Source organism: Pelomonas sp. Root1444 (assembly GCF_001426885.1).
Classification (GTDB): Bacteria; Pseudomonadota; Gammaproteobacteria; order Burkholderiales; family Burkholderiaceae_C; genus Pelomonas.
Window position 1 is genome coordinate 1,045,492 of sequence record NZ_LMFP01000028.1, and the last position, 24,802, is coordinate 1,070,293.

General features: G+C 67.5%; 21 protein-coding genes. 5 read left to right on the forward strand and 16 right to left on the reverse strand.

The features are described 5' to 3' along the window. Positions 1–12: 12 nt before the first annotated feature. Entirely contained in the window at positions 13–1,209 is a 1,197-nt protein-coding gene (locus ASD35_RS22450; protein WP_162254507.1) for a cyanophycinase, read from the reverse strand. A 137-nt stretch (positions 1,210–1,346) separates the two neighbouring features. Then, a complete protein-coding gene (locus ASD35_RS22455; protein WP_056877138.1) occupies positions 1,347–2,786 on the reverse strand; it encodes a cyanophycinase in 1,440 nt (479 codons plus the stop codon). Between the two features lie 175 nt (positions 2,787–2,961). On the opposite strand from ASD35_RS22455, the gene ASD35_RS22460 reads away from it, so the two are divergent. Next, complete coding sequence (locus ASD35_RS22460) at positions 2,962–5,652, forward strand: TonB-dependent receptor (protein WP_056877139.1); 2,691 nt, start codon at positions 2,962–2,964, stop codon at positions 5,650–5,652. On the opposite strand, the gene ASD35_RS22465 is transcribed toward ASD35_RS22460, so the two are convergent. From ASD35_RS22465 to ASD35_RS22475, 3 genes are read right to left on the reverse strand one after another with little or no spacing between them, the layout of a single operon-like run. Then, on the reverse strand, positions 5,645–6,064 hold the full coding sequence (locus tag ASD35_RS22465) for a thioesterase family protein (protein ID WP_056877140.1): 420 nt from the start codon (positions 6,062–6,064) through the stop codon (positions 5,645–5,647). The genes ASD35_RS22460 and ASD35_RS22465 overlap by 8 nt on opposite strands. Then, a complete protein-coding gene (locus ASD35_RS22470) occupies positions 6,061–6,684 on the reverse strand; it encodes a YceH family protein (RefSeq protein WP_056877141.1) in 624 nt (207 codons plus the stop codon). The genes ASD35_RS22465 and ASD35_RS22470 overlap by 4 nt, the downstream gene beginning before the upstream one ends. Continuing rightward, positions 6,684–7,466, reverse strand: a complete 783-nt coding sequence (locus ASD35_RS22475) for an SDR family oxidoreductase (RefSeq protein ID WP_056877142.1) — start codon at positions 7,464–7,466, stop codon at positions 6,684–6,686. Before ASD35_RS22475 ends, ASD35_RS22470 begins: the two co-directional genes overlap by 1 nt. A gap of 129 nt (positions 7,467–7,595) precedes the next feature. Here ASD35_RS22475 and ASD35_RS22480 point away from each other — a divergent pair, with 129 nt between their 5' ends. The 4 genes from ASD35_RS22480 (at position 7,596) to fdhD (ending at position 13,063) form a co-directional block, all read left to right on the forward strand. Next, complete coding sequence (locus ASD35_RS22480; protein ID WP_056877143.1) at positions 7,596–9,272, forward strand: electron transfer flavoprotein-ubiquinone oxidoreductase; 1,677 nt, start codon at positions 7,596–7,598, stop codon at positions 9,270–9,272. 103 nt (positions 9,273–9,375) lie between these two features. Beyond that, entirely contained in the window at positions 9,376–11,400 is a 2,025-nt protein-coding gene (locus ASD35_RS22485) for a prolyl oligopeptidase family serine peptidase (protein ID WP_056877144.1), read from the forward strand. Positions 11,401–11,431: 31 nt separating this feature from the next. Then, positions 11,432–12,256 (forward strand): DUF72 domain-containing protein, encoded by an 825-nt coding sequence (locus tag ASD35_RS22490; RefSeq protein ID WP_235538429.1) that lies wholly within the window; start codon positions 11,432–11,434, stop codon positions 12,254–12,256. 45 nt (positions 12,257–12,301) lie between these two features. Beyond that, on the forward strand, positions 12,302–13,063 hold the full coding sequence (gene fdhD, locus ASD35_RS22495) for a formate dehydrogenase accessory sulfurtransferase FdhD (protein ID WP_056877145.1): 762 nt from the start codon (positions 12,302–12,304) through the stop codon (positions 13,061–13,063). An 88-nt stretch (positions 13,064–13,151) separates the two neighbouring features. Here the strand turns inward: fdhD and ASD35_RS22500 are convergent, their stop codons facing one another. The 11 genes from ASD35_RS22500 to ASD35_RS22550 form a co-directional block, all read right to left on the reverse strand. Beyond that, positions 13,152–14,096 carry a family 43 glycosylhydrolase gene (locus ASD35_RS22500; protein ID WP_056877146.1) on the reverse strand — a complete coding sequence of 315 codons (945 nt, stop codon included), beginning with the start codon at positions 14,094–14,096 and terminating at the stop codon, positions 13,152–13,154. A 174-nt stretch (positions 14,097–14,270) separates the two neighbouring features. Then, a complete protein-coding gene (locus tag ASD35_RS22505; protein ID WP_082580358.1) occupies positions 14,271–18,092 on the reverse strand; it encodes a pilus assembly protein in 3,822 nt (1,273 codons plus the stop codon). Between the two features lie 30 nt (positions 18,093–18,122). Continuing rightward, the gene (locus ASD35_RS22510) at positions 18,123–18,770 is read right to left on the reverse strand and encodes a hypothetical protein (RefSeq protein WP_056877148.1); all 648 of its coding nucleotides are present in this window, start codon (positions 18,768–18,770) and stop codon (positions 18,123–18,125) included. Continuing rightward, on the reverse strand, positions 18,770–19,912 hold the full coding sequence (locus tag ASD35_RS22515; RefSeq protein ID WP_082580359.1) for a PilW family protein: 1,143 nt from the start codon (positions 19,910–19,912) through the stop codon (positions 18,770–18,772). Before ASD35_RS22515 ends, ASD35_RS22510 begins: the two co-directional genes overlap by 1 nt. Beyond that, a complete protein-coding gene (locus ASD35_RS22520) occupies positions 19,909–20,307 on the reverse strand; it encodes a prepilin-type N-terminal cleavage/methylation domain-containing protein (RefSeq protein WP_056877150.1) in 399 nt (132 codons plus the stop codon). Before ASD35_RS22520 ends, ASD35_RS22515 begins: the two co-directional genes overlap by 4 nt. Beyond that, the gene (locus ASD35_RS22525; RefSeq protein WP_056877151.1) at positions 20,304–20,903 is read right to left on the reverse strand and encodes a GspH/FimT family pseudopilin; all 600 of its coding nucleotides are present in this window, start codon (positions 20,901–20,903) and stop codon (positions 20,304–20,306) included. The genes ASD35_RS22520 and ASD35_RS22525 overlap by 4 nt, the downstream gene beginning before the upstream one ends. Further along, positions 20,897–21,370, reverse strand: a complete 474-nt coding sequence (locus ASD35_RS22530) for a type IV pilin protein (RefSeq protein WP_056877152.1) — start codon at positions 21,368–21,370, stop codon at positions 20,897–20,899. Before ASD35_RS22530 ends, ASD35_RS22525 begins: the two co-directional genes overlap by 7 nt. Before the next feature lie 94 nt (positions 21,371–21,464). Continuing rightward, positions 21,465–22,490: a hypothetical protein gene (locus tag ASD35_RS22535; RefSeq protein WP_157275711.1), complete on the reverse strand. Its 1,026-nt coding sequence runs from the start codon at positions 22,488–22,490 to the stop codon at positions 21,465–21,467. A gap of 51 nt (positions 22,491–22,541) precedes the next feature. Next, positions 22,542–23,276 (reverse strand): HD-GYP domain-containing protein, encoded by a 735-nt coding sequence (locus ASD35_RS22540; RefSeq protein ID WP_157275712.1) that lies wholly within the window; start codon positions 23,274–23,276, stop codon positions 22,542–22,544. Positions 23,277–23,283: 7 nt separating this feature from the next. After that, positions 23,284–23,712 (reverse strand): winged helix-turn-helix domain-containing protein, encoded by a 429-nt coding sequence (locus tag ASD35_RS22545; RefSeq protein WP_082580361.1) that lies wholly within the window; start codon positions 23,710–23,712, stop codon positions 23,284–23,286. Between the two features lie 161 nt (positions 23,713–23,873). Then, on the reverse strand, positions 23,874–24,491 hold the full coding sequence (locus ASD35_RS22550) for a response regulator transcription factor (protein WP_056877156.1): 618 nt from the start codon (positions 24,489–24,491) through the stop codon (positions 23,874–23,876). Positions 24,492–24,802 lie beyond the last annotated feature (311 nt).

Below are 24,802 nucleotides of genomic sequence, written 5' to 3' on the forward strand. Positions count from 1 at the left end.
AGGCGCGAGGCATCAGCGCGGCGGCTCGGCGGCCAGCGGCGTGAACAGCGGGCTGGCCACGCGGACGGGAACCACGTCCAGGCGCGCGCCCAGCACCGTGTAGCCCTCACCGGCCACGCCCCCGCTGCGCCAACCGCAGAGCCCAGGGCCGCGGTGCAGGCGGAACTCGAAACCGATGTCCGGCGCGAGCTCGCCGGGGCGGGGGTTGGCCCGGAAGGCGAGGCCGCGCACCTCGGGGGCGGGGCCATCCAGCAGCTGCGTCATGGCGCAGAGGATGCAGCCGTCGCCGAGGATGTCGAGGAAATAGCGATCGGACTGCTGGCCGGGCTGGAAGCCCGGTGCGGCCGGATCCAGCCGCGGCTCGCGCAGCTTGTGCGGCGCTGGCGTGGTCTCGCCGCTGGCGAGGTCATGGCGGTCGCCAGGCTCCAGGTACGACAGCCGCGCGCCGCGCAGGTTGAAGGCCGGGAGCGCCGCATCGTGCGTCGCTTCGCCGAGGTCGACCAGCACGGCACCGCTGCCGCCGATGACCTCCAGCTGCGCACCCTGGATGACGACGGCGGCGTTCTCGTCCACGCCCAGGCCCAGCCGATAGCCGAGCGCCTGCATGGCCGGCAGCATCCGGCCGATGCGGCCGCGCTTGAGGAAATGCTGGTCCACCAGCAGCGCGGCGTCGACGAAACCGAAGCCGCGGTCGTACTCTTGGCCGGCGCGCCACAGGCCCTTCAGCACGGCCAGGTTGTCCATCGCGTCGCGGAACATCACCCGGCTCATGACGGCCGCACCCGCGCTTGTGCCGGCAATGACGCCACCGGCCGCGAAGACGGCACGGATCGCGTCCAGCATCGCCGTCGGCCGGCCGTCGGGCTGCAGCGTGTCGACGAGGTACTCCTGGGCGCCGCCGGAGAAGAACACCGCCTTGCATGCGGCGACGCGGGCGATCACGGCGGGGTCGTGCAGCGTCGCCTGCAGGTCGACGCCGGCAAGGTGCGGCGCGATCGGCACGATCTCGGCGCGCGCGCCGCAGCGGTTCAACGCGGCGACGATCTGGGCGCCGGCGCGCTCGGGATCGTAGGCCGCCGTCGGGAAGACGGCGATGGGCGCCTGCGCGCCACCGGCTTCGTCGACGATGCGCTGCCAGACAGCGTCGCTGCCGGGTTTCAGCGCACCGCCGATGACGATGACAGTGCCGGCGTGGGAAGGCGTTTGCAAGATGGTGCGCAGGCCCGGCACGGCCGCCGGGCGTCAGGAGTCACAGGCTTGTCATCTTGGCAGGGCTGGCCCGGGTTCGACAACCGGGCGGCCTCGCGGAAAAGCAACGCTCGCGACAAACGAAGCCAGCGCGGCGTTCACCGCGGCGAGGAAGCGGGCGGCGGGGTGGGCGACGGGGCGGTGGCGGCAGCCGGTCGCGGCGGCGACCAGCCGCCGTACAGCGGCATCGGCAGGCGCACCGGCGTGATGTCCAGCAAGAGGTTGGTGACGGTGAACTGCTCGCCACCGAATTCCTCGGTGCTCCAGCCCATCGAGTCCGAGCCCTTGTACAGGCGGAATAGGAAGCCCAGCTCGGCCAGCGGGTCGTTGGTGCGCGGCAGCACGTCGAACGCCAGGCCCTTGACCTCCTTTTGCACGCTGTCGATGAGGCGGCTCATCGCGCCCGAGACGGTCGAGTCGCCGAGCATGTCGAGGTGGAAGACGTCGTCGGTGTAGTAGGGCTTGAAGTTGGGCGACTCGGCGTCGTGCACCTCGCCGCGCAGCTTCGGCGCCGAAGGCGTCGTCGAGCGCGCACGCATGTGATAGCGGTCACCATGCTCCAGGTAGGACAGGCGCGCGCCCTGCACGTTGAAGGCGCCGAGCGTGCTGTCGCTGCGCGCCTCGGTCAGGTCGACGATCATGGCCCCGCGGTCGCCGATGACCTCGATCTCGTCGCCGCGGATGATGGCCGCGGTGTTCTCGTCCACGCCCAGGCCCAGCTTGTAGCCCTTGGCCATCATCAGCGGGATCATGCGGCCGAAGCGGCCGCGCTTCAGGAAGTGCTGGTCCACGAACAGGTGCGGGCCGACGAAACCCAGGCCCCGGTCGACCTGCTTGCCGTCGGCGAAGCGCCCCTTCAGGACATTGATGACGCTGGGTGCGTCACGGAACATCACGGTGCTCATGATGGCCGCGCCGGCCGACGTGCCGGCGACGACACCGCCCTTGCGGTAGACATCCCAGATCGCCTCCAGCATGGGCGTGCTCTGGCCGCCGGGCTGCAGCACGTCGACGATGCGTTCCTGCGTGCCACCGGTGAAGAAGATGCCCTTGGCGGCCTTCACCTTGGCGATCAGCGACGGGTCGCGCACGACCTTGTTCAGGTCCACCCACAGGAACTTGGGAGCCACGGGCAGGGCTTCGGCGACGGCGCCGCGGCGCTGCAGCAGGTCAACGACCTGTTTGGCGCTGGCTTCGGGGTCCTCGCTGGCGGTGCCGAAAACAACGAAGCGTGCACCCTTGCCGCCGGCCAGCTGCACGATGCGCTGCCAGACCTCGTCGTTGTCCGCCTTCAGCGCGCCGCCGATGGGCACGGCATAGCCGCGGATGGCGGGTTCGGGGTCCACCGGCGGCAGCAATGGCGACTCGCCCTGCGCCGGCTTGGCAGGCGCCGCAGCCGGTGCCGCCGGGCGCGGTGTCGTGGCGGGCTTGGCCGCCTTGGCCTGCGGCGTGCTCGCGGCAACCGCCGTCGGGGGAGCCGCCTGCGCGCCCATGGCCCATGCCATCGCCGCCACACCGGCCCAGATCCATGCCCTCATGCGTACACCCCTCCTTGGTCAGACTGCGCGCATGATGACAGAGCGCCGAAGACGGATTCGCCCCTAGTTCTAACGACATGCAGCGTGGCGTGCGCGAGACGATCCCGCCGTCGTGGGACAGGCAGCCAGTGCCGCCGTGCCTAGACTGCGCCGAACCACTCCGGGAGATCCGTTGATGAAAGCCCTCCGTCCTTCCCGCATCGCCGCCGCTGCGGCCATGCTCGCACTGGCGCATGCCGCCCAGGCCCAGTCGACGCTGGAGCGCGTCGAGGTCACCGGCACGGCGATCAAGCGCATCGAGGGCGAGACGGCGCTGCCCGTCCAGGTCATCACGCGCGGGGAGATCGACAAGGCGGGTGTGACGACAGCGGCCGAGCTGATCGCCCGTCTCAGCGCCAGCGCCAACAACCTGACCGACGGCGGCAGCGTCGCCTACGGTGGCTTTCGTGACCAGATGGGCTTCAACGGCGCCAACCTGCGCGGCCTGGGCGTGTCGTCCACGCTGGTGCTGCTGAACGGCCGGCGCATGGCCAACTTCGCGTCGCCCGGCGACGCGGCCGGCGTGGACCTGAACAGCATCCCGGCCGCCGCCATCCAGCGCGTCGAAATCCTGCTGGACGGCGCCTCGTCGCTTTACGGGTCCGACGCCATCGGCGGCGTCATCAACTTCATCACGCGCAAGGATTTCTCCGGCGTCGAGATCAATGCGCTGGCCGGCAACACCACCGAGGGCGGCGGCAACAAGCGCTCGGCCACGCTGGCGGGTGGATTCGGCGAGTACGCCCGCGACGGCTTCAACGTCATGGCTGTGCTGGACGTGCAGAAGACGACCAGCCTGAACGCGTCGCGCCGAAAGTTCATCAAGGAACTGGACATTCCTGGCCGGCTGCCGGACCTGCTGTCCAGCGCCAGCTTCCCAGGCAATATCCGGCTGTCGAACTATCAACGCGACACGCTGATCGAAGAAGGCTACAAGTCCAACGGCAAGACCGTGATCGACTCGAAGACCGTCAATCCGGCCGCCGCGAACGGCTGCAACCCGCCGGCCAACCTCTACCTGCCCGATGGCATCGGCGGCGCGGACGGCTGCACGTTTGACTACATGCGCGACATCGAGCTGTATCCGAAGTCGAACAAGAGCAGCGCCGTCGCCCGGGGTGTGTTCAATCTGGGCGGTGGCCATCAAGCCTTCGCCGAGGTGTCGCTGGCGCGGGCCAGAACGCTCTACACCGGCACGCCCAACCGCGTCGATGCGGACATGGATGTGTCTCGCGTGCCGGCCTTTGCCGGCAGCGCGCTGAACAGCCTCGACGCGGACGATGAGGAACGCATCATCACCGTGCGTACCCGACTGGCCGAGGCCGGCCTGCGGACCAGCGAGTTGGTGTCCAGCACCAAACGCTTCCTGCTGGGCACCAACGGCCTGCTGGGCGGTTGGGACTATGAATGGGCGTTGAACCACAGCACCAGCACAGTTTCGGACCGCGACCACCGTGGCTATCTGAACGAGCAGATGATCCTGGACGGCTTTGCCGACGGCACGCTCAATGCCTTCGGCCCCTCCAACGCCGCTGGCCTTGCGCTGTATGAAAAAGCGCAGATCCGCGGCGAAGTGCGCCGCGCCACCGGCACGATGGATGCGCTGGACTTCAAGGCCACCAAGGCGCTCGCACAGCTCGCCGGCGGCGATCTGGCTGTCGCCTTCGGCGGCGAGCTGCGACGCGAGAAGCAGAACTACCACCAGTCCGATGCGCTGAAGCAGGACCTCATCCTGGGCGAATCCTCACAAGGCCCGGACTCTGACTTCGGCAAGTCGCGCAAGGTCAGTGCAGCCTTCGGCGAGATCAGTGCGCCGGTCACCAAGCAGCTCGAACTGCAGGCGGCGCTGCGCTATGAGCACTATCAGGTCAGCGGGGGCGCGGCCAGCCCGAAGGTCGGCCTGAAGTACGTGCCGATGCCCGAACTGCTGCTGCGCGCGTCGGTGGGCAAGGGCTTCCGGGCGCCCAGCCTGTCCGATCTGTACCGCCCGCTCACCCAGGGCTCCTCGGCCACGCTGGTCGACCCGGTCTGCCTGGCGGCCGATCCGGAGAACACACCCACCGACTGCTCGGACATCTGGACCACGCTGAACTACAGCAATGCCAAGCTCAAGCCCGAGAAGTCGCGCCAGTTCTCGCTGGGCGCCGTCTTCGAGCCGCGGCGCGGCGTCAGCCTGAACGTCGACTACTGGAACATCGAGAAGACCAACCTGATCAGCACGCTGGGCGTGGACGTGATCCTGGGCAACCTGGCCAAGTACGGCGGCCTCGTGCACCGTGACGAAGACAACGTCATCGAGGCCATCGACCTCGTCAAAGAGAACCGGGGCAAGCAGCGCATCTCCGGCGTGGACCTCGGCGTGTCGCTGACCAACCTGAAGACCGGCTTCGGCCAGTTCGGCCTGCGCCTGAACGGCACGCTGACGCTGAAGTCCAAGCAGCAGACCGGCGACGGCGACCCCTTCGTCAGCAACCTCGGCGTCTTCATCAATGACGGCGTCGTGCAGCGCTGGCGCCACTCGCTCAGCCTCGACTGGGAGCACGGCCCCTTCTCGGCAACCGTGTCCAACAGCTATCTGCAGGGCTACGACGACCAGCACATCATCGGCAAGCCGGACATCAAGGTGGGCGCCTATTCGCTGTGGAACCTGTCCGGCGGCTGGGACGTGACCAAGTCGCTGACGCTGCGTGCCGGCGTGCAGAACCTGTTCGACAAGTCGCCGCCGTTCTCGCAGCAAGCCTACTTCTTCCTGTCCGGCTACGACCCGAGCTACACCGATCCGCGCGGCCGCTACGTCTACGTCAGCGCGAAGTACGCGTTCAAGTAACCAGCGCCCTCACCCAGTCCGGCAAGGCGATGGCCTTGTCGGTCTCGGCATCGAACCACAGCGTCGTCGCGCCGCCCTCGGCGTAGATGACGCCGGGTTGGTCCACCCGCTCCAGCGTGATCCAGGTCTCGAAGCTGGTGCGGCCCGGGTCGCTGACGTAGTGCCTGGCCAGCACCTCGCCCGGCGCCTTCAGCTGGCGGTAGAAGTTGCAGAAGGCGTTGACGATGACCGGCCCCTGCCCGCCCGGGTTGGGCCCGGCACCGATGCTCGTCAGCCAGTCGACACGGGCGATCTCCAGGTAGCGGAAGTACAGCGTGTTGTTGATGTGCCCCATCGCGTCCATGTCGCCCCAGCGCATCGGGATGCGGCACTCGTAGGTGAGCTTCTTCCCGGCCGGGACGGCATACCTCATGGCGCGATGCCCAGCTCGGCCGCGATGCGGTTGACGAGGCTGCGCAGCGCGGCGACCTCCGCGCGCAGCAAGGCCACTTCCTCGTCGCGCGGCGCGGCCACCGCGGCTGCCTGCTCGACGGACGCGACCGGCCCGCACAGCAGGTGCGCCCAGCGCGCCTCGCGGGCACCGGGGGCCTTGGGCAGCTTGATGGCCATCGCCGGCTCGCGCGCCGCGAGTTCTTCGAGGAAGCCTTCAACCGACGAGACATCGGCGAAGCGGTGCAGGCGCTCGGTGTTCTGGCGCAGCTCAGCGGCCGTCTGCGGGCCGCGCAGCATCAGCTGCGTCAGCAGCGCCATGGCCGCACCAGGGACGCCCATGCCGCGCGCAAAGTTGTGCTCGTAGCGCACCACGCGGCTGCCGCTGACCGTGTTGACGAGGTGCAGCGCCTTCAGCTCCTCCACGGTGGCCAGCACCTCGGCTTCGCTGACGTCCATGACCGGGTCGCGCGCCGTCTTCTGGTTGCATCCCGACGTCAATGCGTTGGCCGACAGCGGGTAGCTGTCCGGCACGGTGCTTTCCTTCTCGACGAGGACGGCCAGGACGCGGGCTTCCAGCGGGGTCAGGTCTCGACGGCTCATCAAACACCAAATCCGTCGTCGGCCTGGATCACCGCGCCATTGATGAAGTGGCTCTCGTTGGCGCACAGCATCAGCAGCGCCGTGTCGAGGTCCTGCGGCTGGCCCACGCGCTTCCTGGGCAGCATGTCGATGAGTTTCTGGCCCTGCTCGGTGCCCCAGTGGTGGTGGTTGATCTCGGTGTCGATGTAGCCGGGGCAGATCGCGTTGACGTTGATGCCGTAGCGCCCCCATTCCAGCGCCATCGCGCGCGTCATGTGGATGACGGCGGCCTTGCTCATCGCATAGACGCCGATCTGGCCCAGCACGCGCAGGCCGGCCATGGAGGCGACGTTGACGATGCGCCCGCCGATGAAAGTGCCGGGCGCCGAGCCGCGCGCGCGGGCCAGCATGCGCTTGCCCACCTCCTGCGCGACGAAGAAGGCGCCACGCGTGTTGGTGTCCATCACGTAGTCGTAGTCGTTCTCGGTGACGTCGGTGAGGCGCTGCGTGGTCGACACGCCGGAGTTGTTGATGAGGATGTCCAGCGTGCCGACCTCGGTCTCGGCATGGGCCACGGCGGCCTTGATGCTGGCCACGTCGGTCACGTCCAGCTGCACCACATGGGCATCGCCGCCACTGCCTTCGATCTCGGCGCGCAAGTCCTTCAGGCGTTCGATGCGCCGGCCGGCCAGCACCACGCAGGCACCCGCCTTGCTTAGTGTGCGGGCGAACTGCGCGCCCAGGCCGCTGGACGCGCCGGTGATGAGGGCCACACGGCCTTCAAGGTTGATGGAGTAACTCATGAGACTGCCTTGTGAGTGGGTTGCACCGATCCTACCGGGCTAGGCTGGCCGCCCTAAAAAAGCACGGTCGTTCGATTTGCCATCCACCCTCTCTAGAATCGCGCGCAATTCAAGTTACCGGAGACCTGCATGACATCCGAAGAAATCCTGGCCCAGTTCGGACCCCGCGAGTCCATGGAGTACGACGTGGTCGTCGTCGGCGGCGGCCCCGCCGGCTTGGCCACGGCCATCCGCCTGAAGCAGGTTAAGCCCGATGCCAATGTGGTCGTGCTCGAGAAGGGTTCGGAGCCCGGCGCCCACATCCTGTCCGGCGCGGTGATGGACCCGCGCGCCATGACCGAGCTGTTCGCGAACTGGAAGGAGCTCGGCGCACCACTGAACCAGGCCGTGACCGGCGACGACGTGCTGTTCCTGTCCGAGACCGGCAGCAACCGCACGCCCGACTGGGTCGTGCCGCGCAACTTCCACAACGACGGCTGCTACGTCATCAGCCTGTCCGACGTCGTCAAGTGGATGGCCAGCCAAGCCGAGGCGCTGGGCGTCGAGATCTTCCCGGGCTTCGCGGCCGCCGAGGTGCTCTACGACGAGCAGGGCCGCGTCAAGGGCGTGGCCACCGGCAACATGGGCCTGGGCAAGGACGGCGAGCCGACCGACCACTTCCAGCTGGGCATGGAGTTGCTGGGCAAATACACCGTGTTTGCCGAAGGCGCACGCGGCCACCTGGGCAAGCAGCTGCTGGAGAAGTTCAAGCTGACCCAAGGCAAGGACACGCAGACCTATGCCATCGGCATCAAGGAGCTGTGGGAGATCCCCGCCGACAAGGCGCAGCCGGGCAAGGTGGTGCACACCGCCGGCTGGCCGATGGAAGGCGACACCTTCGGCGGCGGCTTCCTGTACCACCTGGCTGACAACAAGGTCACGCTGGGCTTCGTCATCGGCCTGGACTACGACAACCCCTACCTGAGCCCCTTCGAGGAGATGCAGCGCTGGAAGGCCCACCCGGCCATCCGCGCCCACATCGAAGGCGGCAAGCGCATCGGCTACGGCGCGCGCGCCATCAACAACGGCACGCCGCAGGCCCTGCCCAAGACCGTCTTCCCCGGCGGCTGCCTGATCGGCTGCGATGCCGGCTACCTGAACGCCGCCCGCATCAAGGGCAGCCACGCCGCCATCAAGAGCGGCATGCTGGCCGCGGAGGCCCTGGCCCCCGCGCTGGACGCCGGCCGCGCCCAGGACGAGCTGGCCGCCTACCCCGAGGCCTTCGAGAAGAGCTGGCTGAACGAAGAGCTGCAGCAAACGCGCAACTTCAAGCTGTGGTTCAAGAAGGGCAAGACCACCGGCCAGCTGATGACCGGCATCGAGCAGTGGCTGCTGCCCAAGCTGGGCATCAAGAGCCCGCCGTGGACGCTGCACAACCACAAGGCCGACAGCGCCTCGCTGCGCCCGGCCGCCGAGTGCACGCCCATCACCTACCCCAAGCCCGACGGCAAGCTGACCTTCGATCGCCTGTCGTCGGTGTTCATCTCCAACACCAACCACGAAGAGAACCAGCCGGCGCACCTGACGCTGAAGAACAACGCCATCCCCGTGCAGGTCAACCTTGCCAAATACGCCGGCCCCGAGGCCCGCTACTGCCCGGCCGGTGTCTACGAGTTCGTGCCCAACGAGGCCGGCGGCGGCGAACGGCTGCAGATCAACGCGCAGAACTGCGTGCATTGCAAGACCTGCGACATCAAGGACCCGACGCAGAACATCGTCTGGGTGACGCCCGAGGGCGGCGGCGGGCCCAACTACGCCGGCATGTAGACTGCGCCGCGCAAGCCACAAGCCAGCACCGCCCAGCGCGTGCTGGCTTTTTCATTTGTCGAGCGGCCGCAGAGCCGGATGTCCCACCCCTCGCTGTCAAGAAATGCGTTCGTCCTTCCTCGCGCCGCTGCTGCTGTTGGCGGCCACGCTGTGCGCCCAGCACGCGGCCGCGCAAACCCCGGACGCCCCGCAAGCGCTCAAGCCGCTGACGGCGGATGAAGCGTTTGGCGGCGTCGCCTTCGCGGAGCCACGGCTCTCGCCCGACGGCCGCTACCTGGCGCTGCTGGCCGCTCGCGAGGGGCGCATGGCGCTGAGCATCTTCGACCTGGCGCGCAGCCAGTACGTCTCGCACCTGCGCTTCACCGACGCCGACATCGCCGCCCCGCGCTGGGTGGGCGGTGAGCATCTCGTCTACACGCTGGCCCAGCGGGGCCAGAGCCGCAAGACGATGTTCCGCCAGGGCGGCCTGTTCATGACCAGCGTCGACGGGCAGCAGCAACGCAAGCTGCACGCCACCGTCAACGACTGGCTGGCCAGCGGCCTGCGCCGCTACACCTGGATGCGGCCGCTGCAGACGCTGCCCGGCAGCGAGCCGGAGTTCATCGCGGCCTGCAACGACGTGGACAAGGACAGCGTCGACCTCTACCGGGTCAACGCCGCCACCGGCAAGCGCCAGCTGCTGACCCGCGAGCGCCCGGCCCGCACGCGCGACTGGGTGCTGGACACGCATGCCCAGCCGCGCATTGCGATCAGCGATGTCGCGCAATCCACCGAGCGCGTGGTGCACTACCGCGAGGCCGACGGCCGCTGGCGCGAGCTGTGGCGCTACAGCGCCACGCGCGACGACATCCGGCGCCCGCTCAGCGTCGAGGCCGACGGCAAGCTGCTGGTGGCCACCAACGAAGGCCGGGACACCGTGGCGCTGCGCGAGTACGACCCGGCGACGGCCCGGTGGGGCGACACGATGATCGAACACCCGCAGTACGACGTCGCGGTCGATGCGTTGGGGGATGAGCAGGGCGAGCTGCTGCGCGACGAAAGCAGCGGCGAGCTGCTGGGCGTGCGCATCGACGCCGCGCGGCCGCTCTTCGCCTGGATGGACGCACGCCGCCAGAAGCTGCAGGCGCTGGTCGACGAGGCCTTGCCCGGCCGCGTCAACGCGCTGCAGTTCTCCAACTCGCCGCAGGTGTTCGTCAGCTCCCGCACCGACACCGGGCGCGCCACCTGGTACCTGATGGACAGCCGCAGCGGCGCCCTCAACCCGGTGCTGAACTTACGCCCCGACCTCGACCCGCGGCGCGTGCCCGCCACACGCGGCCTGACCCCGCGCAGCCGCGACGGCCTGGCCCTGCCCAGCCATGTGCTGCGGCCCCCGCTGGCCGCCGCCGGCACGCCGCTGCCCACCGTCGTGCTGGTGCACGGCGGGCCCTGGGCGCGCGGCGCCGTCTGGGGCGATGCCGGCGGCGACATGGCCATGGCGCGCTGGCTGGCCTCGCGTGGCTACCAGGTGTTGCTGCCGAGCTTTCGCGGCAGCACCGGTTTCGGCAAGCGCTTCCTGCACTCGGCGCGCGGCCAGATGGGGCTGGCGATGCAGGACGACCTGGACGACGCGCTGGACGCGCTGATCCAGCGCGGCGACGTCGACCCCCAACGGCTGTGCATCATGGGCAGCAGCTACGGCGGGTATGCCAGCCTGATGGCCGTGGCCCGCACACCGGACCGCTACCGCTGCGCCGTGGCGGGCTTTCCCGTCAGCGACATCACGCGGCTGCTGAGCTCCGGCTGGAGCGACGTGTCCCGCGACAAGGACGCGCTCGAGTTCTGGATCGACATGGTGGGTGACCCGGTGAAGCAGCGCGAGGCGCTGGACGCCGTGTCGCCGCGCCACCAGGCCGCACGCATCAAGGCCAAGGTGATGATCTATGCCGGCGTCGACGACCCGCGCACGCCGCTGGAGCAGGCCGAGCTGATGCGCAGTGCCCTCCAAAGCGCCGGCAACCCGCCGCTGTGGCTGGCCAAGTACGGCGAAGGGCACGGCTACAGCCTCACCGCCAACCATGGCGAGATGCTGCAGCTGCTGGAGCCCTTCCTGGCCGAGCAGCTTGCGCCACCCAAACCGCGCCGATAGACTGATTTTTTGCAGTCAGCCAGGAGACGGCGTGAGCGCAGGAACGATCAGGGTCGGCATCGGTGGCTGGAATTTCGAGCCCTGGCGCGACAACTTCTACCCCAAGGGCTGGCCGCAAGCGCGGGAGCTGGAGTACGCCAGCCGCCGTCTGACGGCCATCGAGATCAACAGCACCTACTACGGTGCGCAGAAGCCCGCGACCTTCGCCAAATGGCGCAAGGACACGCCCGACGGTTTCATGTTCTCGCTGAAGGCGATCCGCTTTGCGACGCAGCGCCGCGTGCTGGCCGACGGTGCCGATTCGATCCAGCGCTTCATCCACAGCGGTATCGCCGAGCTGGGTGACAAGCTCGGTCCCATCGTTTGGCAGCTCGCGCCCTCGCACCGCTTCGACGCCGCCGACCTCACCGCCTTTCTCGACCTGTTGCCAGGCGAAATCGACGGTCTGCCGCTGCGCCATGCGCTGGACGTGCGGCATGCGAGCTTCCAATGCCCCGAGTACCTCGCGCTGGCGCGCCAGTACAAGGCCGCCACGGTGTTCACCGAGTCCGACGACTACCCGCCCATCGCCGAGGCGACGGGCGGCTTCGTCTACACACGCATCATGCGCACCCACCCCGACGAGCCGCTCGGCTGCAAGCCCGAGGTCTTCCCGCCGCTGGCCGAAGCCGCCCGCACCTGGGCCGCGGGCGGTGAGCCCGATGGCCTGCCGCGCATCGAGCCGGCGCCGGCCGCAACGACCGAGGCATGTGCGCCGCGCGACGTCTTCATGTACTTCATCAGCGGCGCCAAGGAGCGCGCGCCGCATGCGGCGATGGCGCTGCGGCGCGCCCTGGGAGAGGAAGTCCCGGCCTGAGCGGCTCGCAGGGGCAGCCCGCTGCCGCTCTTATCATCGCCGCCCATGTCCCAAGACGCCCTGCAAGCGCTCAGGCCCCTGAATGCGCTGGCCGATGAAGATGTCGCCGTCGAACTGCCCGTCGCGCTGACGGTCAATGGCGTCTCCCAGGCCGTCATGCTGGCCAGCCCGACGGACTTGCAGGACTTCGCGCTCGGCTTCGGCCTCGCCGAGGGCTGGTTCACATCGCGGCACGAGTTGCTCGGCGTCGAGATCGAGCCCCGGCCCGAAGGGATCGAGCTGGCGCTGACGGTGACGGCTGCCTGCGAGCAGCGCCTGAGGGCGCGCCGCCGCACGCTGGCCGGCCGCACCGGCTGCGGCCTGTGCGGCCTGGAGAGCCTCGCGCAGTTCGGCGCATTGCAGCCCGCTGCCGTCACGGCACCGGTGCTGGCCGCGGGTGCCCTTGACAGGGCTCTGGCCGCGCTGCCCACCGCCCAGCCGCTGAACGCCCGCTGCGGCGGGCTGCACGGCGCGGCCTGGTGCCGGCCCAGCGGCGAGCTGGTCCTGGCGCGCGAGGACATCGGCCGGCATAACGCACTGGACAAGCTGACCGGCGCCCTCGCCCGCCGCGATGCCGACCTGCGCGACGGCTTCGTGCTGATGTCCAGCCGCGCCAGCTACGAGTTGGTGCACAAGACGGCGATGGCAGGCATCGGCCTGCTGGCGTGCATGTCGGCGCCCAGCAGCCTGGCGATCGAGACTGCACGCCGCCTCCGCCTGCAGCTCTGGGCCTTCGTGCGCGAAGGCCGTGCGACCCGGTATGCGTGAGCCCCTCGTCCAGTCGCGCCGCGCTGAACGGGCGCACACCTGGCCGGTCCCCAAGGGGAGCGGCCCGGCGCTCGGCCCGTAGATCCGGTCAGCGCTTGCCGATCTGGGCAGGGCTCAAAACGATCTGACGGATGCCGCCATCGGCGTCGTATGCCAGCGGCGCGATGGTGATCGACCGGCGATGGCTGCCGCCGCCCGGCAGCAAGGCGTCGTGATAGAAGATGAAGTTCTCGCCCTCGTGTGCCAGGATGGCCTGGTGGTTGGTGGAGATCTTCAGGTAGTCGATCACCACGCCGCGGTAGGTGAACGGGCCCAGCGGTGAACTGCCCGTGGCGTACACGATCTGCCCCGGCCAGCCGGTCGAGAAGCTGAAGTAGTACACGCCCTGGCGCTCGTGCAGGAACGGTGCCTCGCCGTACTTCTTGTCGGCTTTGAGCAGCCCCGCGACCTGGACATCCTGGATCGGGCCGTCGAGGCTCGCCATGTCGCGCTTGAGCTTGACGACCTTGGGCGCGCGGGTGCCGAAGTACAAATAGGCTTGTCCGTCCTTGTCGACGAACACGGCCGGGTCGATCGGCTCGTCGCCCGCGTTGGCGTCGCGAGCCTTGTCCACCAGGGCGTCGGTGCGCGCGTCGACGAAGCCGCGCTCAGGCTGGTCCGACACGGCCACGCCGATCTTGTCTCCGCCGACCGGCGCATAGAAGAAGTACTTGCCATCGCGAAACGCAGCTTCGGGCGCCCAGGCCTTGGCATCGGGGCGTGCCCACTTGAACACCGTGACGTCCAGCGGCACGCCGGCGTCCGTCCAAGCCTTTAGGTCGGGCGAGGTGAAGAGCCGCCAGCTGGTGGAATCCCAGTACCGGCCCGAGTTGGAGGCGTCGTCCGTCGCGTACACGAAGAAGGCACCGCCGGCCGGCGTCTTGAAATAGTGCGGCGAGGGGTCGGCGTTGAAGCGCGGCGAGATGGGCTGAACGCCTTGGGCAGCGGCGGCAAGCGCGGCGCATGCCAGCCAGGCGGGGAGCAGACGTCGCATAAGAGCATCCCGACGGAGGTGAAAGACCGGGGCCAGCGAAGGCGGCGACCGGCGAGGTGCCGAAGTGTATGAACGACGGTGCGCACCCACCGACGGGATGCCGAGATTCGTCAGAAAGATGCGCGGCGGCGCCGCTGGCGACTGCCGACGCCAACGGCCCTGCAGGCCGGACACTCACTTGCTGACCTGGATCTCGCGCCAGTTCATGCGCTTCAGACCGAGGCCTTCCGGGCTGAGCGTCTCTATGTTGCATTCGCCGCCCACGCATCCACGACCCGTGTTGCCCGCCAGCAGCTGCGATTTGCCCACTCCTTTCACGTTGACGCTGTAGTACTGCAGGTCATTGACGGGGCTGTCGATGGTCACATGGCATGCCGACCCGCCGCTCTTCAGTGCACAGCGCCCCTTGCCCAGGTCGATGACATACACGCGGCTGCTGCCGTTGGGCGAGCAGACGTCCGCCGTGCTGGGCGATGTGGCCGCGAACGCCACGGTGCCGTAGAACGAGGTCGGGTCCGTCAGCACGCGCCAGCCAGGCCCGCCGGCGGACACGCCCAGGTCGACGTACCAGCCCAGTTGCGTCCGCAGGTCCAACATGATCTCCTTGCCAAGATCGGTCAGCTGCAGCATGTTGGACACCGTCAGCGGGAAGGTGATGCCGGGCGGCAGGTCCGACTGGGTGCCAGGGACGCTGCCGTCGTTGCTGAACTGCGCGTTCGTGCCGTCGATGATCGCGAAGAACCGCTGCGCCTGCTTGTTGCTCAGGTCGGTGGCGTCCAGCAGCCGGCCGGTACCCACCGTGATGTAGCGCCGGTTGGTGTCCGGTTGCACGACGGGCAGCGGTTTGGTGGTGATGGGCAGGGCCTTGCCGTCCGAGTCGACGAGCGTGGCGAACCTGACCGCCTTGGGATAGTCGTCCGACCCCGTCACGTCCAGGCGCCACACGTTGCCCATCAGGTCGCCGCCATAGACCGCGTCGGCGAGGCCATCGGTCAGGTCCAGCACGAAGGCGTTCACGTGCGCGAGACCCGCCTGGTTGTTGCTCGAGCAGTTGCCACAGGGCGCGGCCACCTTCTCCAGCAACGCACCCGTGCGGGGGTTGATGAAGAAGAAGTAGCCCTGACCGCCGTTGTTGTTGTAACCCGAGCCCACCACCACGACCCAACCGTACTTGCGCGTCTTGACGACCATGGGCTGGCCGTAGGTGTAGCCCAGGTGCGGGTCGGTGAACTCCCACATGACCTTCTGGGCGGCCGTCGCCTCGTTCGTGACGGACGCCGGGTCGGTGATGTCGAGGGCGTAGAGGGCCTTGCCGCCCTTGCCCAGCCCGCCGATCAGCAGCGTGCGCCAGTCGGTGCCGCTGCCGCCGGGCGTGCGGCCCAGGTCGACATCGATGGCCAGGGGGCTCGCATCGAGCAGGTAATGGTGCACGAAGTCCGGATTGCCGAAGGACGCCAGGCCATCGACGCTGGGCCTCGCAGTGGCGCCGTTGAAGGCGGCCCCAGGCACATAGGCCCACACCTCCCTGCCTGCGTTGTCGCCGCTCAGGCTGCCGTCGATGGCATGCAGCATGCCTGCGTTGGTGCCGATGTACACCATCGGCGTGCGGTCGGCGTACTTCGCCTTGAAGTCGTCGTAGCCGGGGTTGTTGGCGCTGGAGTAAGGCGCGGCCGGCGGGCCGACCGGCCGTGCCTTCGCGTTGACGATGTCGCCCACCAGGTTGGCCCGGTCGCGGTAGGCGCGGGTGGATCCCGAGGCCGCGGACGAGCGTTCATGCGTGCGTTCGCCGCGCAGGTAGTTCAGGTAGTTGTCCGCGTCATTGCCGCTTTCGTAGGCGGTATCCAGCGCGCGGCGCTGGTCGGCGGAAATGTCGTCCTTGCGGAAGGGCACGCCGACTCGCTTTTTCCGGTCAGCGTTGTAGGTGACGATGTTGCGGCCGGTGTCCCAGCCGGTGCCGGCGGCCTGCTTCGCCAGGACCTCCGAGAATTTCCAACGCGTGGCCTGGTCGGGCGTGCCGGTCTCGGGGTCGAAGGTGGCGTTGCTGGCGATCAGTTCGCCGGTCCACGCCTTGGCGTCGTACTTGGTCGCATAGGCGGCCACGCCCAGCGCCGACACCTGCGGCATGGCGGTCGCGAACGCCGTCGAATAGGCGTTGAGCTGGGACGCGATGCTGGAGAAGGTCTTGGTCAGCCCGGCCACCATCTGGTCGGCGCGCGCCGCCGTGAAGTAGTTGTCGGGGCGGGGGGCGCCATCGGGCATGGTGTCGCCGGTGGTGGCCCACCACGACTTGTTGGTGTCGAACTGCGCCTTTGTCGCGGCGGATGCGAAGAAGGAACTGGGTGCGGAGAAGCCACCGTACTTCGCCGCCAGGTAGAACTGGTTGTTGGACTTGAACCGCTGGAACTCGAGGACGTCCAGCCAGTAGGTCTTGATGGTCTGGTCGCCCTCCAGATCAGGCCGTATGTCGTTCGTGTTGGCCCAGTACGCGAGGCCGGCCATCAACGCGCCGTTGTTGCTGCAGCAGCCGTTGTAGTTCTGGACCGATCCGAGCGCATCGCCAAGGCCTTGCAGTGCGCCCACCTGGTTCGTCCAGTCCGTTGCGTTGACGGCGGTATCGCTCGAAACCTGAGGCGGCTGCGCCGGCTCCGACGCGCCCGACGCGCCGGGCAGGTTGCGATCGGCGTGGGTGTTGGCGTCGCCGATGCCCAGGATGAAGTTGCGCTGGCATGAGTACTGGATCGGGTCCTTCTCCTTCCACGACGTGATCACCGGGAAGCCGTCGACCCAACCCTTGCGGGTGGCCGTGTCGGCGCCGTCCATCGCGGTCCAGGCCGGGACGTTGCCCATGTTGCGCAAATAGCGTTGCACGCCGTAGTACAGCTCGCTCACCGGGTCGAAGTACTTGTAGGCGCCGGGCGTGATCTCGCCGAACTTGTTCAGGTAGTTCATCACGCCGCTGTCGGCCACGGCGACGCCAAACTCCGTGTTGGTCGCGGCGGCGTCTGCGGCATCGGGGTTCCTGAACATCACACCGGTGCCGGCATCCCACTCGGCGTTCTCATTGGCCACGGGCAGCCCGCCTGGCACCGGCATCTTCGGCCCGATGAACTTCTGGCGCGCGCGCAGCACGCCGCCGTCCCGGTTCACGCTCGCCGAGTTGAGGTAGCCGAAAGCGCTGTAGCGGATCTTGTCCGCGTACTGCTGCAGCAGCCCGGTGGGCTTGTAAGAGCCGGTGCCGTACTGGCTGCAATTGCTCTCCAGGTTCTCGACGGACTCCGAGGCGTCGCAAACCTTCACGCGCACGAAAACCTCGTAGAGCGTGCCGTGCTGGTAGTTCGCGCGCGGGTCGTACGCCGTCGCCGCGGCGCTGTAGTCGGGCACCGGAGCGCCCGATGACGACGTCATGAAACGCATCCTGTTGCCCAACGACCAGATCCGCGTGGCAATGCCGGAGGCTGTGGAGAACGGCGTCGCGCCCGCGAGCGTCGCGCTGCCGGCAACGCTGCTGTCGGGGAAGTTCCGCGTGTCCCCCTGGTTCGTCCCCCATGCCTTCTCGAGCACCGTCAACGTGGGCGTGTCGATCACGCGAAAGCCACCCGTGAGCGCCCAGCGGAACGGGTCGATCGTCTGCATCGACGCCCAGTTCAGGTAGTTGCCGCTCCAGAGGCCGGAACAGGTGCGCGTCATCGTCCGCGCGGCGGGATAGAAGTAGTTGTCGAGACCGGCACCGTCCGTGTAGCGATAGGCATAGCACTTCATCGGGTCGAAATAGCCGATGTAGGTGTTGGCCGGCGAATAGGTGCGCGACGGATGGGCCACGCTGATCGCCGTCGGGTACTCGACCGAAAGCGCCAGTGCAAGGTTGCCCGGGACGCTGACCGCCGAGAAGACGGGCTGATCGGCCAACGGCACTTGAGCGGGTGCCGTTGCGGCGACCATCATCAGGCTGGCCACGAAGGCCACGCCCGGGATGCTGACAAGGCGGACTGCTTTCATGAACGATCTCGATACGCCGGCACTGGCGAACTAGTTGGTGGTGAACGTGGACTGGAAGAAGGACAGCGTTCTTCGCGGCCCGCTCACACGCACGGTGATCCGATAGACAGGTTGCTGCGGCGCGGCGCCCGGATTGGGTTCCTTGGTCGCGCCGCTGTTGCCTTGCGAATTGATCCATTCGCTGGACCCGCCGCCGAAAACCGTTTCATTCGCCATCGCGCAATGGGTGGGTCCGCAGCCGCCCGTCGCTGCTGCCAGGCGGTCCACCACGTAGCGGACCTTCACGCTCATGTCGTCGATCTGGATGTCGCGATCCGCCGACCCCACTTTGCTGAACTCCTCATCCGACAACAGCGCCTTCGGAATGCCTTGCGCATTGGTGGGCAGCAGCGTGGCCTTGTAGTTGGCACTTTTCAGGTCGTCATTGCGTGCCGCCACATCCGCCAGCGGGCCGTTCCGTACGGCCGCCATCGCTGCCTGCAAGGCGCGCTCGCCCTGATGGGCCAGGTCGCGCTTGAAACCCAGGTTGCCGGTGATGAACTGGCTCGCGCTGATCGAGCGTGAGATCGCGACAGCGCCGATCAACAGGATCACCAAGGTGATCAAGGCGAATACGAGCACGATGCCGCGTTGTGCCTGGCGGCCAGGTGTGCCGTGGGCAGGAGTGGCGTGTTTCATCAGCGGGCATCCCGGACATTGCGCAGCGGCACCGTGAACTCGACGACGCGGTAGCGTTGATTCGCGGAGCCTGCCGGCACGGTGTAGGTCTGATGCACGGCGTCAGGCAGGTCGCTGAAGAGCGTCAACTTTCCGGCTGTGACGTCGGTCTTCTCCACCAGGTCACTGCGCAGCACCAAGGCGACGCGGACCGCCAGGATGTGCCGCAGGTTCTCGCGCGCAACGGCCGTGCCGTCCGTCAGCGCTGCCGCGGTGAAGCCCGAGGCCGTCGGCGCGACCCATTCGGTCACCTGGTCCTGACCGCCGCGCGCCATGTCGACGCCGTACAGCGCCCGCATGTCCACCACGCCCTCGGCCAAGGGCTGGACGCCCTCGGAGCGGAGCTGCAGAAGGTCGTAGGAAACCAGGGTGTCATCGGCGTCGATGCCCAGCAGTTGGAACCGCGGCTGGTTGCCCACGACATTGCCCAGGACGAATACGAAGGGCTTGGTCGAGAACTGAGTGATGGTCAGCCCGTCTATCGTGTCGGCCGCATAACGACCGCCCAGGGTTGCCCGCTGCGTGGGGCCGCCCGTGAAGTTGTTGCCCAGCTGCTGGACCATGCAGCCGGTACCCGCCTGGGACAGCAGCAGCAGGTCGCCAGCCCGCATGCCGAGCGTGTTGGACAGCTTGAGCTCACCCGGCGCCGCGGATCTCGGCACGACCGGCAGGGCCGCTTCACTCAGCGCCGAGTTGCCCGCAGCGACGGCGATCACATCGGAGCCATGGGCACCCGCACCGGCGAAGGCGATCAGCGGTGCGAGGCGGTAGTCTGTGGGCACCGCGGCGAACGGCGCGGGAAACGGCTTCGTCGCCGGCAGCAGCTGCGCGCTGTCCAGCGAGACGCGCACCGCGCAGCCATAGCTCTGCGCCACCGCCTGGCTGAAACCCGCGCCCGCGCTCCGCATCTCGCGGTCCAGCAAATAGGACGCGTAGGCCGCGTTGCCGGTCAAGTCGTTGCCCGACGTGACCCCGCGGCGAACCGACTCCTGGCGGGCCACCATGGTGGTCACGGCAAGCATCAGGACGAGGCCGATGACCATCGCCACCATCAGCTCCGGCAAGGAAAAGCCGCGAGAAACCGTCATGCGGCGGTGCATCATGGAATCACCACGTCGGTCGAGTACTTGTGCGTGTCGTTGGCCTCGCCGCGCGCGTTCACGGGCGTCCAGCTCACCGTGATGCGCGCCGTCGAGGCATTGACCACGGTGACGACGCCGACGCCGTTCGGCACGCCTTGCGCGCTTTTTTCAGCAACGCGCGATGCCCATGCATTCACCGCGTCCTTGCCGACATTCACCGTGTTCGCGTTGAACATGGCCGCTGCCATCTCATTGGCGAGCAGCACGGCGCGCTGGGAGTCCTCCGTGCCGACGGAGGCCTGCACCGCGCGGAATTGCATGGAGATGAGCCCGAGCAGACCGAACGAGATGATCAGCAGGCCGACCATCATCTCGATCAACGAGAAGCCGCGATTGGAAGCGTTCGGCGGCTTCATGAACGGGGGCATCCGTCAGGTGCGCGCGAGTCCTTGCCGGGGTCGCACAGCCGGATCGCCCCGGCCAGCGTGACCAGGAGGCGCAACGGCCGGTTCTCCGGACCTTGGACGCTCGGTGCCACGTCGAAGCGGGCCCGGCCGGCGGTGCAGGAGATGCCGATGCCTGCCGGATCGGCCTGTGTCGTCTGTCGCCCGTCTCCACCGAAGCACAACGCCGTGGTTCGGGAACTCAGGCTGACGCCGGACGACACGTCGGTCAACACGCCGCACTGCACCACCTCCGCCTCGTCGTCGCTCTGCAGCGGGTCCGGCACGACCAAGATCTGCCAAAAGCTGCCATCTGCAGCGGCTGTCGATTCCGTCGTGCAGGCCTTGCTGTTGGTGAGGAAGAACACGACAGTTTGCGAGCGACGCTGCGCTTCCGCCTGCGCGAGCCGGACACCCGCCTGCAGTGCTTCAGCCACCGTGCGCATGCGGGAGTTCCTGATCCAGGTGGCGAAGTTGGGCATCGCCACCGCGCCGAGGATGGCCAGGATGCTGACCGCCACCATCAACTCGATCAGGCCGAAACCAGCAACGCGATGGCGGCTCAGCACGAGTCACCCTTCTTCGTGATCCATTTGCTGTCGCAGCGCGAACCCCAATTGGGCGGCAGCTCCTTGGTCGCGCGGACATCTTGCTGATTGATGGTGTAGGTGAAGCCCTTCACCGGGCCGCCGCCCTTCGCCTGCAAGGTGAACTCCTGGTCGTTGAGCTTGCCGGTGCAGCTGATGACGAAGTCGCCGAAGCTGCGGCCCGCCTCGCCGCCGCTTTTGCATGGCGAGACGAAGCTGCCACTGTTCGCGTAGGTGCGGTTGTCCTGGTAGTACCGCTCCATCTGTGCCCGCATCGTGGCCAACCCGGTGACCGCATCGGCCAGGCGGCTGCGCGTCACGTAGTCCTTGTATTGCGGCATCGCCACCGCGGCGAGGATGCAGATGATGACGACGGTGATCATGACTTCGATCAGCGTGAAGCCTCTGGCAGTGGCAGCGGGGCAGTGCTGTGTGGCGGTGTTATGCATGGCGAAGACTCGGAATGGGGTGGCGTCGGGTGGCGTCTAGTGGCGTCGATTGCAAAAGCTCATTCAGTTCGAGCTGCCGACAGGCGCGGGAACTTCATGGCGCGCGGCGCAGCGCAGCAGGCTTCGCCTGCTTCGCTTCGTGACTCGCCCATTCGGCCTCTCGAATGGGAAATGGCTCGCCGGCGGTGCAGTCGCCCGGCACTGCTGCCGGTTCATCAAGTGCCGGCGTCCTGATCGCATCGAGTGCCGCCTGGATGGTTTCTTGTGAAACCAGGCCCTGGTACTGGCGTTCCAGTTCGACGAACTCGGAGTGCGGAATGTCTCCAACCATCAGGCGGGACGCCGTCGCGAAGTCAGACCGTTGGCCATCGGTGCCGAACTGATCCTGCAAGCGATCCTTGACCGCCACGGCCAATTTCGAACGGAGCTCCGCGAGATCACGGTCGGACCAGTTGGTGACGATCGACTCCAACTGCTCCAGCGAAACCTCCAGGACTTCGACAGGCACCTCTGCAAAGGCCTTCACCCCTTGCGTTCCCAATGCACGCTCGAGATAGCCCAGGTGTCGCAGCATCTTCCGTGTCATCGGGTGCAGATCGAGGAACTGCTTGAGTGCACGCCTCAGCGGCGCGGCCTCGGCGATGGCTTTGTCCAGGCCCGATGGCTTCTTGATGGCGGGCGGGCGAGCGGCCAGCAGAATGTGCAGGGTCCTGCCCTCGCGCTTCAGCTTGACGTCCAGGCAGACGACGTGCGCGACCCATCGAAAGGGCGCCGTCAACAGCGCTTTGACTCGGCGCTGCGACCGCCCGCGCCGTGCCGGCGCGCGGGGCGCTGCCTTCGCAGGCGCTTCCTCAACTCGCGGGCGAATTCGGGCCCAGGCGGCCACGCGTTTTGCCGCATTCCTCCAAAGCCCGGGCTTGGACGCACGCGCATTCGGATCCCAGCGCTCGCGGCCAGCGGCGGACGACGGGCCGGGGTGTTCCATTGCAGGCTGTCCGCGCCCGTAGGGCATGGCCATCACGTCCCGCAGTGTCGGCAGCCCCTGCGTGGAAGGCAGAAACAGGCCATGCCCGTGGGCTACGCGCCCCACAAGCAGCAACAAGCGGTCAATCGGGTTCATCACAAGCGCCATGATTTGCGGGTGCTTCCAAGGTGATCCACAGGCCCGGGGCTACGCGCCGTGCAACGCGACGGACAAGTCCGACGCACGCGGGCGGCGCAGCAACGCCGCATGCGGCGGCAACGAGACGACACCCGGCGATGCAGCCGGCAGGAAAGGTCGTTCGGCAGACAGCGCATGCAGATGCCAGTTGGCAGGCAGGCGCTCGGCCACGTCGTGCATCGCTTCGGCACACTGCGGGTCGAACTGACGGCCGCGCTGCGCGCTCAGATACGCCATGACTTGGTCGCGAGGCCAGGCCGGCTTGTAGCAACGCTCCTGGCTCAGCGCATCGAACACGTCGGCGACGGCGGTGATACGCGCAGCGAGCGGGATCGCATCGCCGGAGATGCCGAAGGGATACCCCAGGCCGTTCCACCATTCGTGATGGAGCAGCGCCACCTGTGCGGCCAGGCGCGGCCGCGACCTCTCGTTCGACATCAACGACCAGGCGCCGAAGACGACATGCATTTCCATGTCGTGGCGTTCCTTCGCATCCAGCCGCCCCGGCTTGTAGAGCACGGCGTCTTCGACGAAACGTTTGCCGACGTCGTGCAGGTTCGCCGCTTCGGTCACCGCCTGGACGTTGCCGGCATCGAGGCCGAGCGTGCGGGCCACGCGTTCGGCGAGCCATGCGGTGCGCAGGCCGTGATGGTCGATCTCGTGCCGGAACCGATCCTCGATGCCATCCAGATGGGATGCCCCGTTGGCTGGCGCACCCATCGCGCTTGCCTCGTGCGCCTTCACATGCGCCTCACCAGGCGACGCGAGCGTCGCACTCCAGCACGGCAACGAAGCGATAGCCCACCCGGTGGTGGGTCTGGATGATCACTTCATCGCCTGAGGCCCCGGCGCCAAGGACAGCACGTATGCGCGCGATGGCGGTCGCCAGCGAGCAGACCTGCACATCGCGGTCACGCCAGACGGCATCCAGCAACTCGTCGATGGACAGCACGCGATGGCGGTGTTCGATCAGGTAGACCAGGAGGTCGAACGCACGCGGCTGGAGCTTGCGCTTCGTCCCGTCGACGACCACCTCACGACTGGCCGGCCGAACTTCACGGCCGCTGAAGTGATGGGCCACCACGCGCGGGTGGTCTTGGAGCGCAAGCTGAGATCGGCCTGGCGCGAACTGCTTGTCCGAGCCCCCTCTCGCGGGGATGTGGTCAGTGACCGAAAACATCGTGAACCTCCGTGTAGCGGTTGCTCGTTTGCTGTAGTTGAAACTCTACATCAAACACCACTACGGAGGTCGAGTCGCGGAATGACTTAGTTCACGGATTTCTGCGTTTGTCGATTAAGCACTACAACAAATGAGCCTGCCGCTGCACGTCGACAGCAGCATCAACCCGCCAAGCCGTGCCGGATGGAATAGCGCACGAGGTCGCTGAGACTGCCCTGCCCGAGCTTTTCCATCAAGCGGGACTTGTAGGTGCTGACGGTGTTGGGTGCCACGTTCAGATCGGCCGCGATGTCGATCAACGCCTTGCCGCGCACCAGCGCCAACAGCACCTGACGCTCCCGCGCCGACAGCTGCTCCAGCGTTTGTGGTGCGTTGGCCTGCAGACAACCCAGCGCCGCACGCAGGGTTGGATCCACATAGCTGCGGCCAGCAGCCACCTCATGCACCGCCTCGATGAGCAGGTCGATGGAGATGTCCTTCGTGAGATAGCCGATCGCGCCTGCGTCCAGCGCCCGGCGGGCAATGTAAGGATCCGCGTACATGGTGAGCACGAGAACCGCGAGCGTCGGGTAAGCCTCCACGATCCGCTCAATCAGATCGACGTCGGTGCAGCCGGGCATGGACAGGTCCAGCACCACCACATCCACCCGGCCCCGCCGCAGTTCGAAGAGCGTCTCGCAGGCCGTGGCCGCGTCGCCCGCCAACTGGATCGCGTCGTCGAGCTCGAACACCTTGCGCAGCCCTTCGCGCACGAGCGCGTGGTCGTCCGCGATCAGCACGCGGATTCGGTCTGTCGATCGACGGGGGATGACTCGTTTCACGCCGGGCCCAGCACGACGCCGCCAGTGCGACGCTCACGTTTGAATACCTAATGCGTCGATTTTAATCTACAAATCTCTCAAGAAGGGGCGCAGCCACTTGAGACGATGAAACACTACATCACGAGATGTCTCCGACGCGTAGTGCTTCGCGCTGCTGCCATGAAGTTGTTGCAGCACAGCGGCGACGCTCCGGAGCGCGATCTAAACGCAACGCTGCCGTCGACGAATCCCTACGGCGCGCCTGATGTTGCGGCGATTCAGCTCAACAC

Excerpts from the sequence above, each read along its gene's own strand:
- ASD35_RS22480 (WP_056877143.1), top strand. The coding sequence starts at position 7,596 with ATGACATCCGAAGAAATCCTGGCCCAGTTCGGACCCCGCGAGTCCATG.
- ASD35_RS22520 (WP_056877150.1), bottom strand. The coding sequence starts at position 20,307 with ATGAAGCCGCCGAACGCTTCCAATCGCGGCTTCTCGTTGATCGAGATG.
- fdhD (WP_056877145.1), top strand. The coding sequence starts at position 12,302 with ATGTCCCAAGACGCCCTGCAAGCGCTCAGGCCCCTGAATGCGCTGGCC.
- ASD35_RS22475 (WP_056877142.1), bottom strand. The coding sequence starts at position 7,466 with ATGAGTTACTCCATCAACCTTGAAGGCCGTGTGGCCCTCATCACCGGC.
- ASD35_RS22500 (WP_056877146.1), bottom strand. The coding sequence starts at position 14,096 with ATGCGACGTCTGCTCCCCGCCTGGCTGGCATGCGCCGCGCTTGCCGCC.
- ASD35_RS22470 (WP_056877141.1), bottom strand. The coding sequence starts at position 6,684 with ATGAGCCGTCGAGACCTGACCCCGCTGGAAGCCCGCGTCCTGGCCGTC.
- ASD35_RS22515 (WP_082580359.1), bottom strand. The coding sequence starts at position 19,912 with ATGATGCACCGCCGCATGACGGTTTCTCGCGGCTTTTCCTTGCCGGAG.
- ASD35_RS22545 (WP_082580361.1), bottom strand. The coding sequence starts at position 23,712 with ATGTTTTCGGTCACTGACCACATCCCCGCGAGAGGGGGCTCGGACAAG.
- ASD35_RS22465 (WP_056877140.1), bottom strand. The coding sequence starts at position 6,064 with ATGAGGTATGCCGTCCCGGCCGGGAAGAAGCTCACCTACGAGTGCCGC.
- ASD35_RS22485 (WP_056877144.1), top strand. The coding sequence starts at position 9,376 with ATGCGTTCGTCCTTCCTCGCGCCGCTGCTGCTGTTGGCGGCCACGCTG.
- ASD35_RS22510 (WP_056877148.1), bottom strand. The coding sequence starts at position 18,770 with ATGAAACACGCCACTCCTGCCCACGGCACACCTGGCCGCCAGGCACAA.
- ASD35_RS22455 (WP_056877138.1), bottom strand. The coding sequence starts at position 2,786 with ATGAGGGCATGGATCTGGGCCGGTGTGGCGGCGATGGCATGGGCCATG.
- ASD35_RS22505 (WP_082580358.1), bottom strand. The coding sequence starts at position 18,092 with ATGAAAGCAGTCCGCCTTGTCAGCATCCCGGGCGTGGCCTTCGTGGCC.
- ASD35_RS22535 (WP_157275711.1), bottom strand. The coding sequence starts at position 22,490 with ATGAACCCGATTGACCGCTTGTTGCTGCTTGTGGGGCGCGTAGCCCAC.
- ASD35_RS22530 (WP_056877152.1), bottom strand. The coding sequence starts at position 21,370 with ATGCATAACACCGCCACACAGCACTGCCCCGCTGCCACTGCCAGAGGC.
- ASD35_RS22460 (WP_056877139.1), top strand. The coding sequence starts at position 2,962 with ATGAAAGCCCTCCGTCCTTCCCGCATCGCCGCCGCTGCGGCCATGCTC.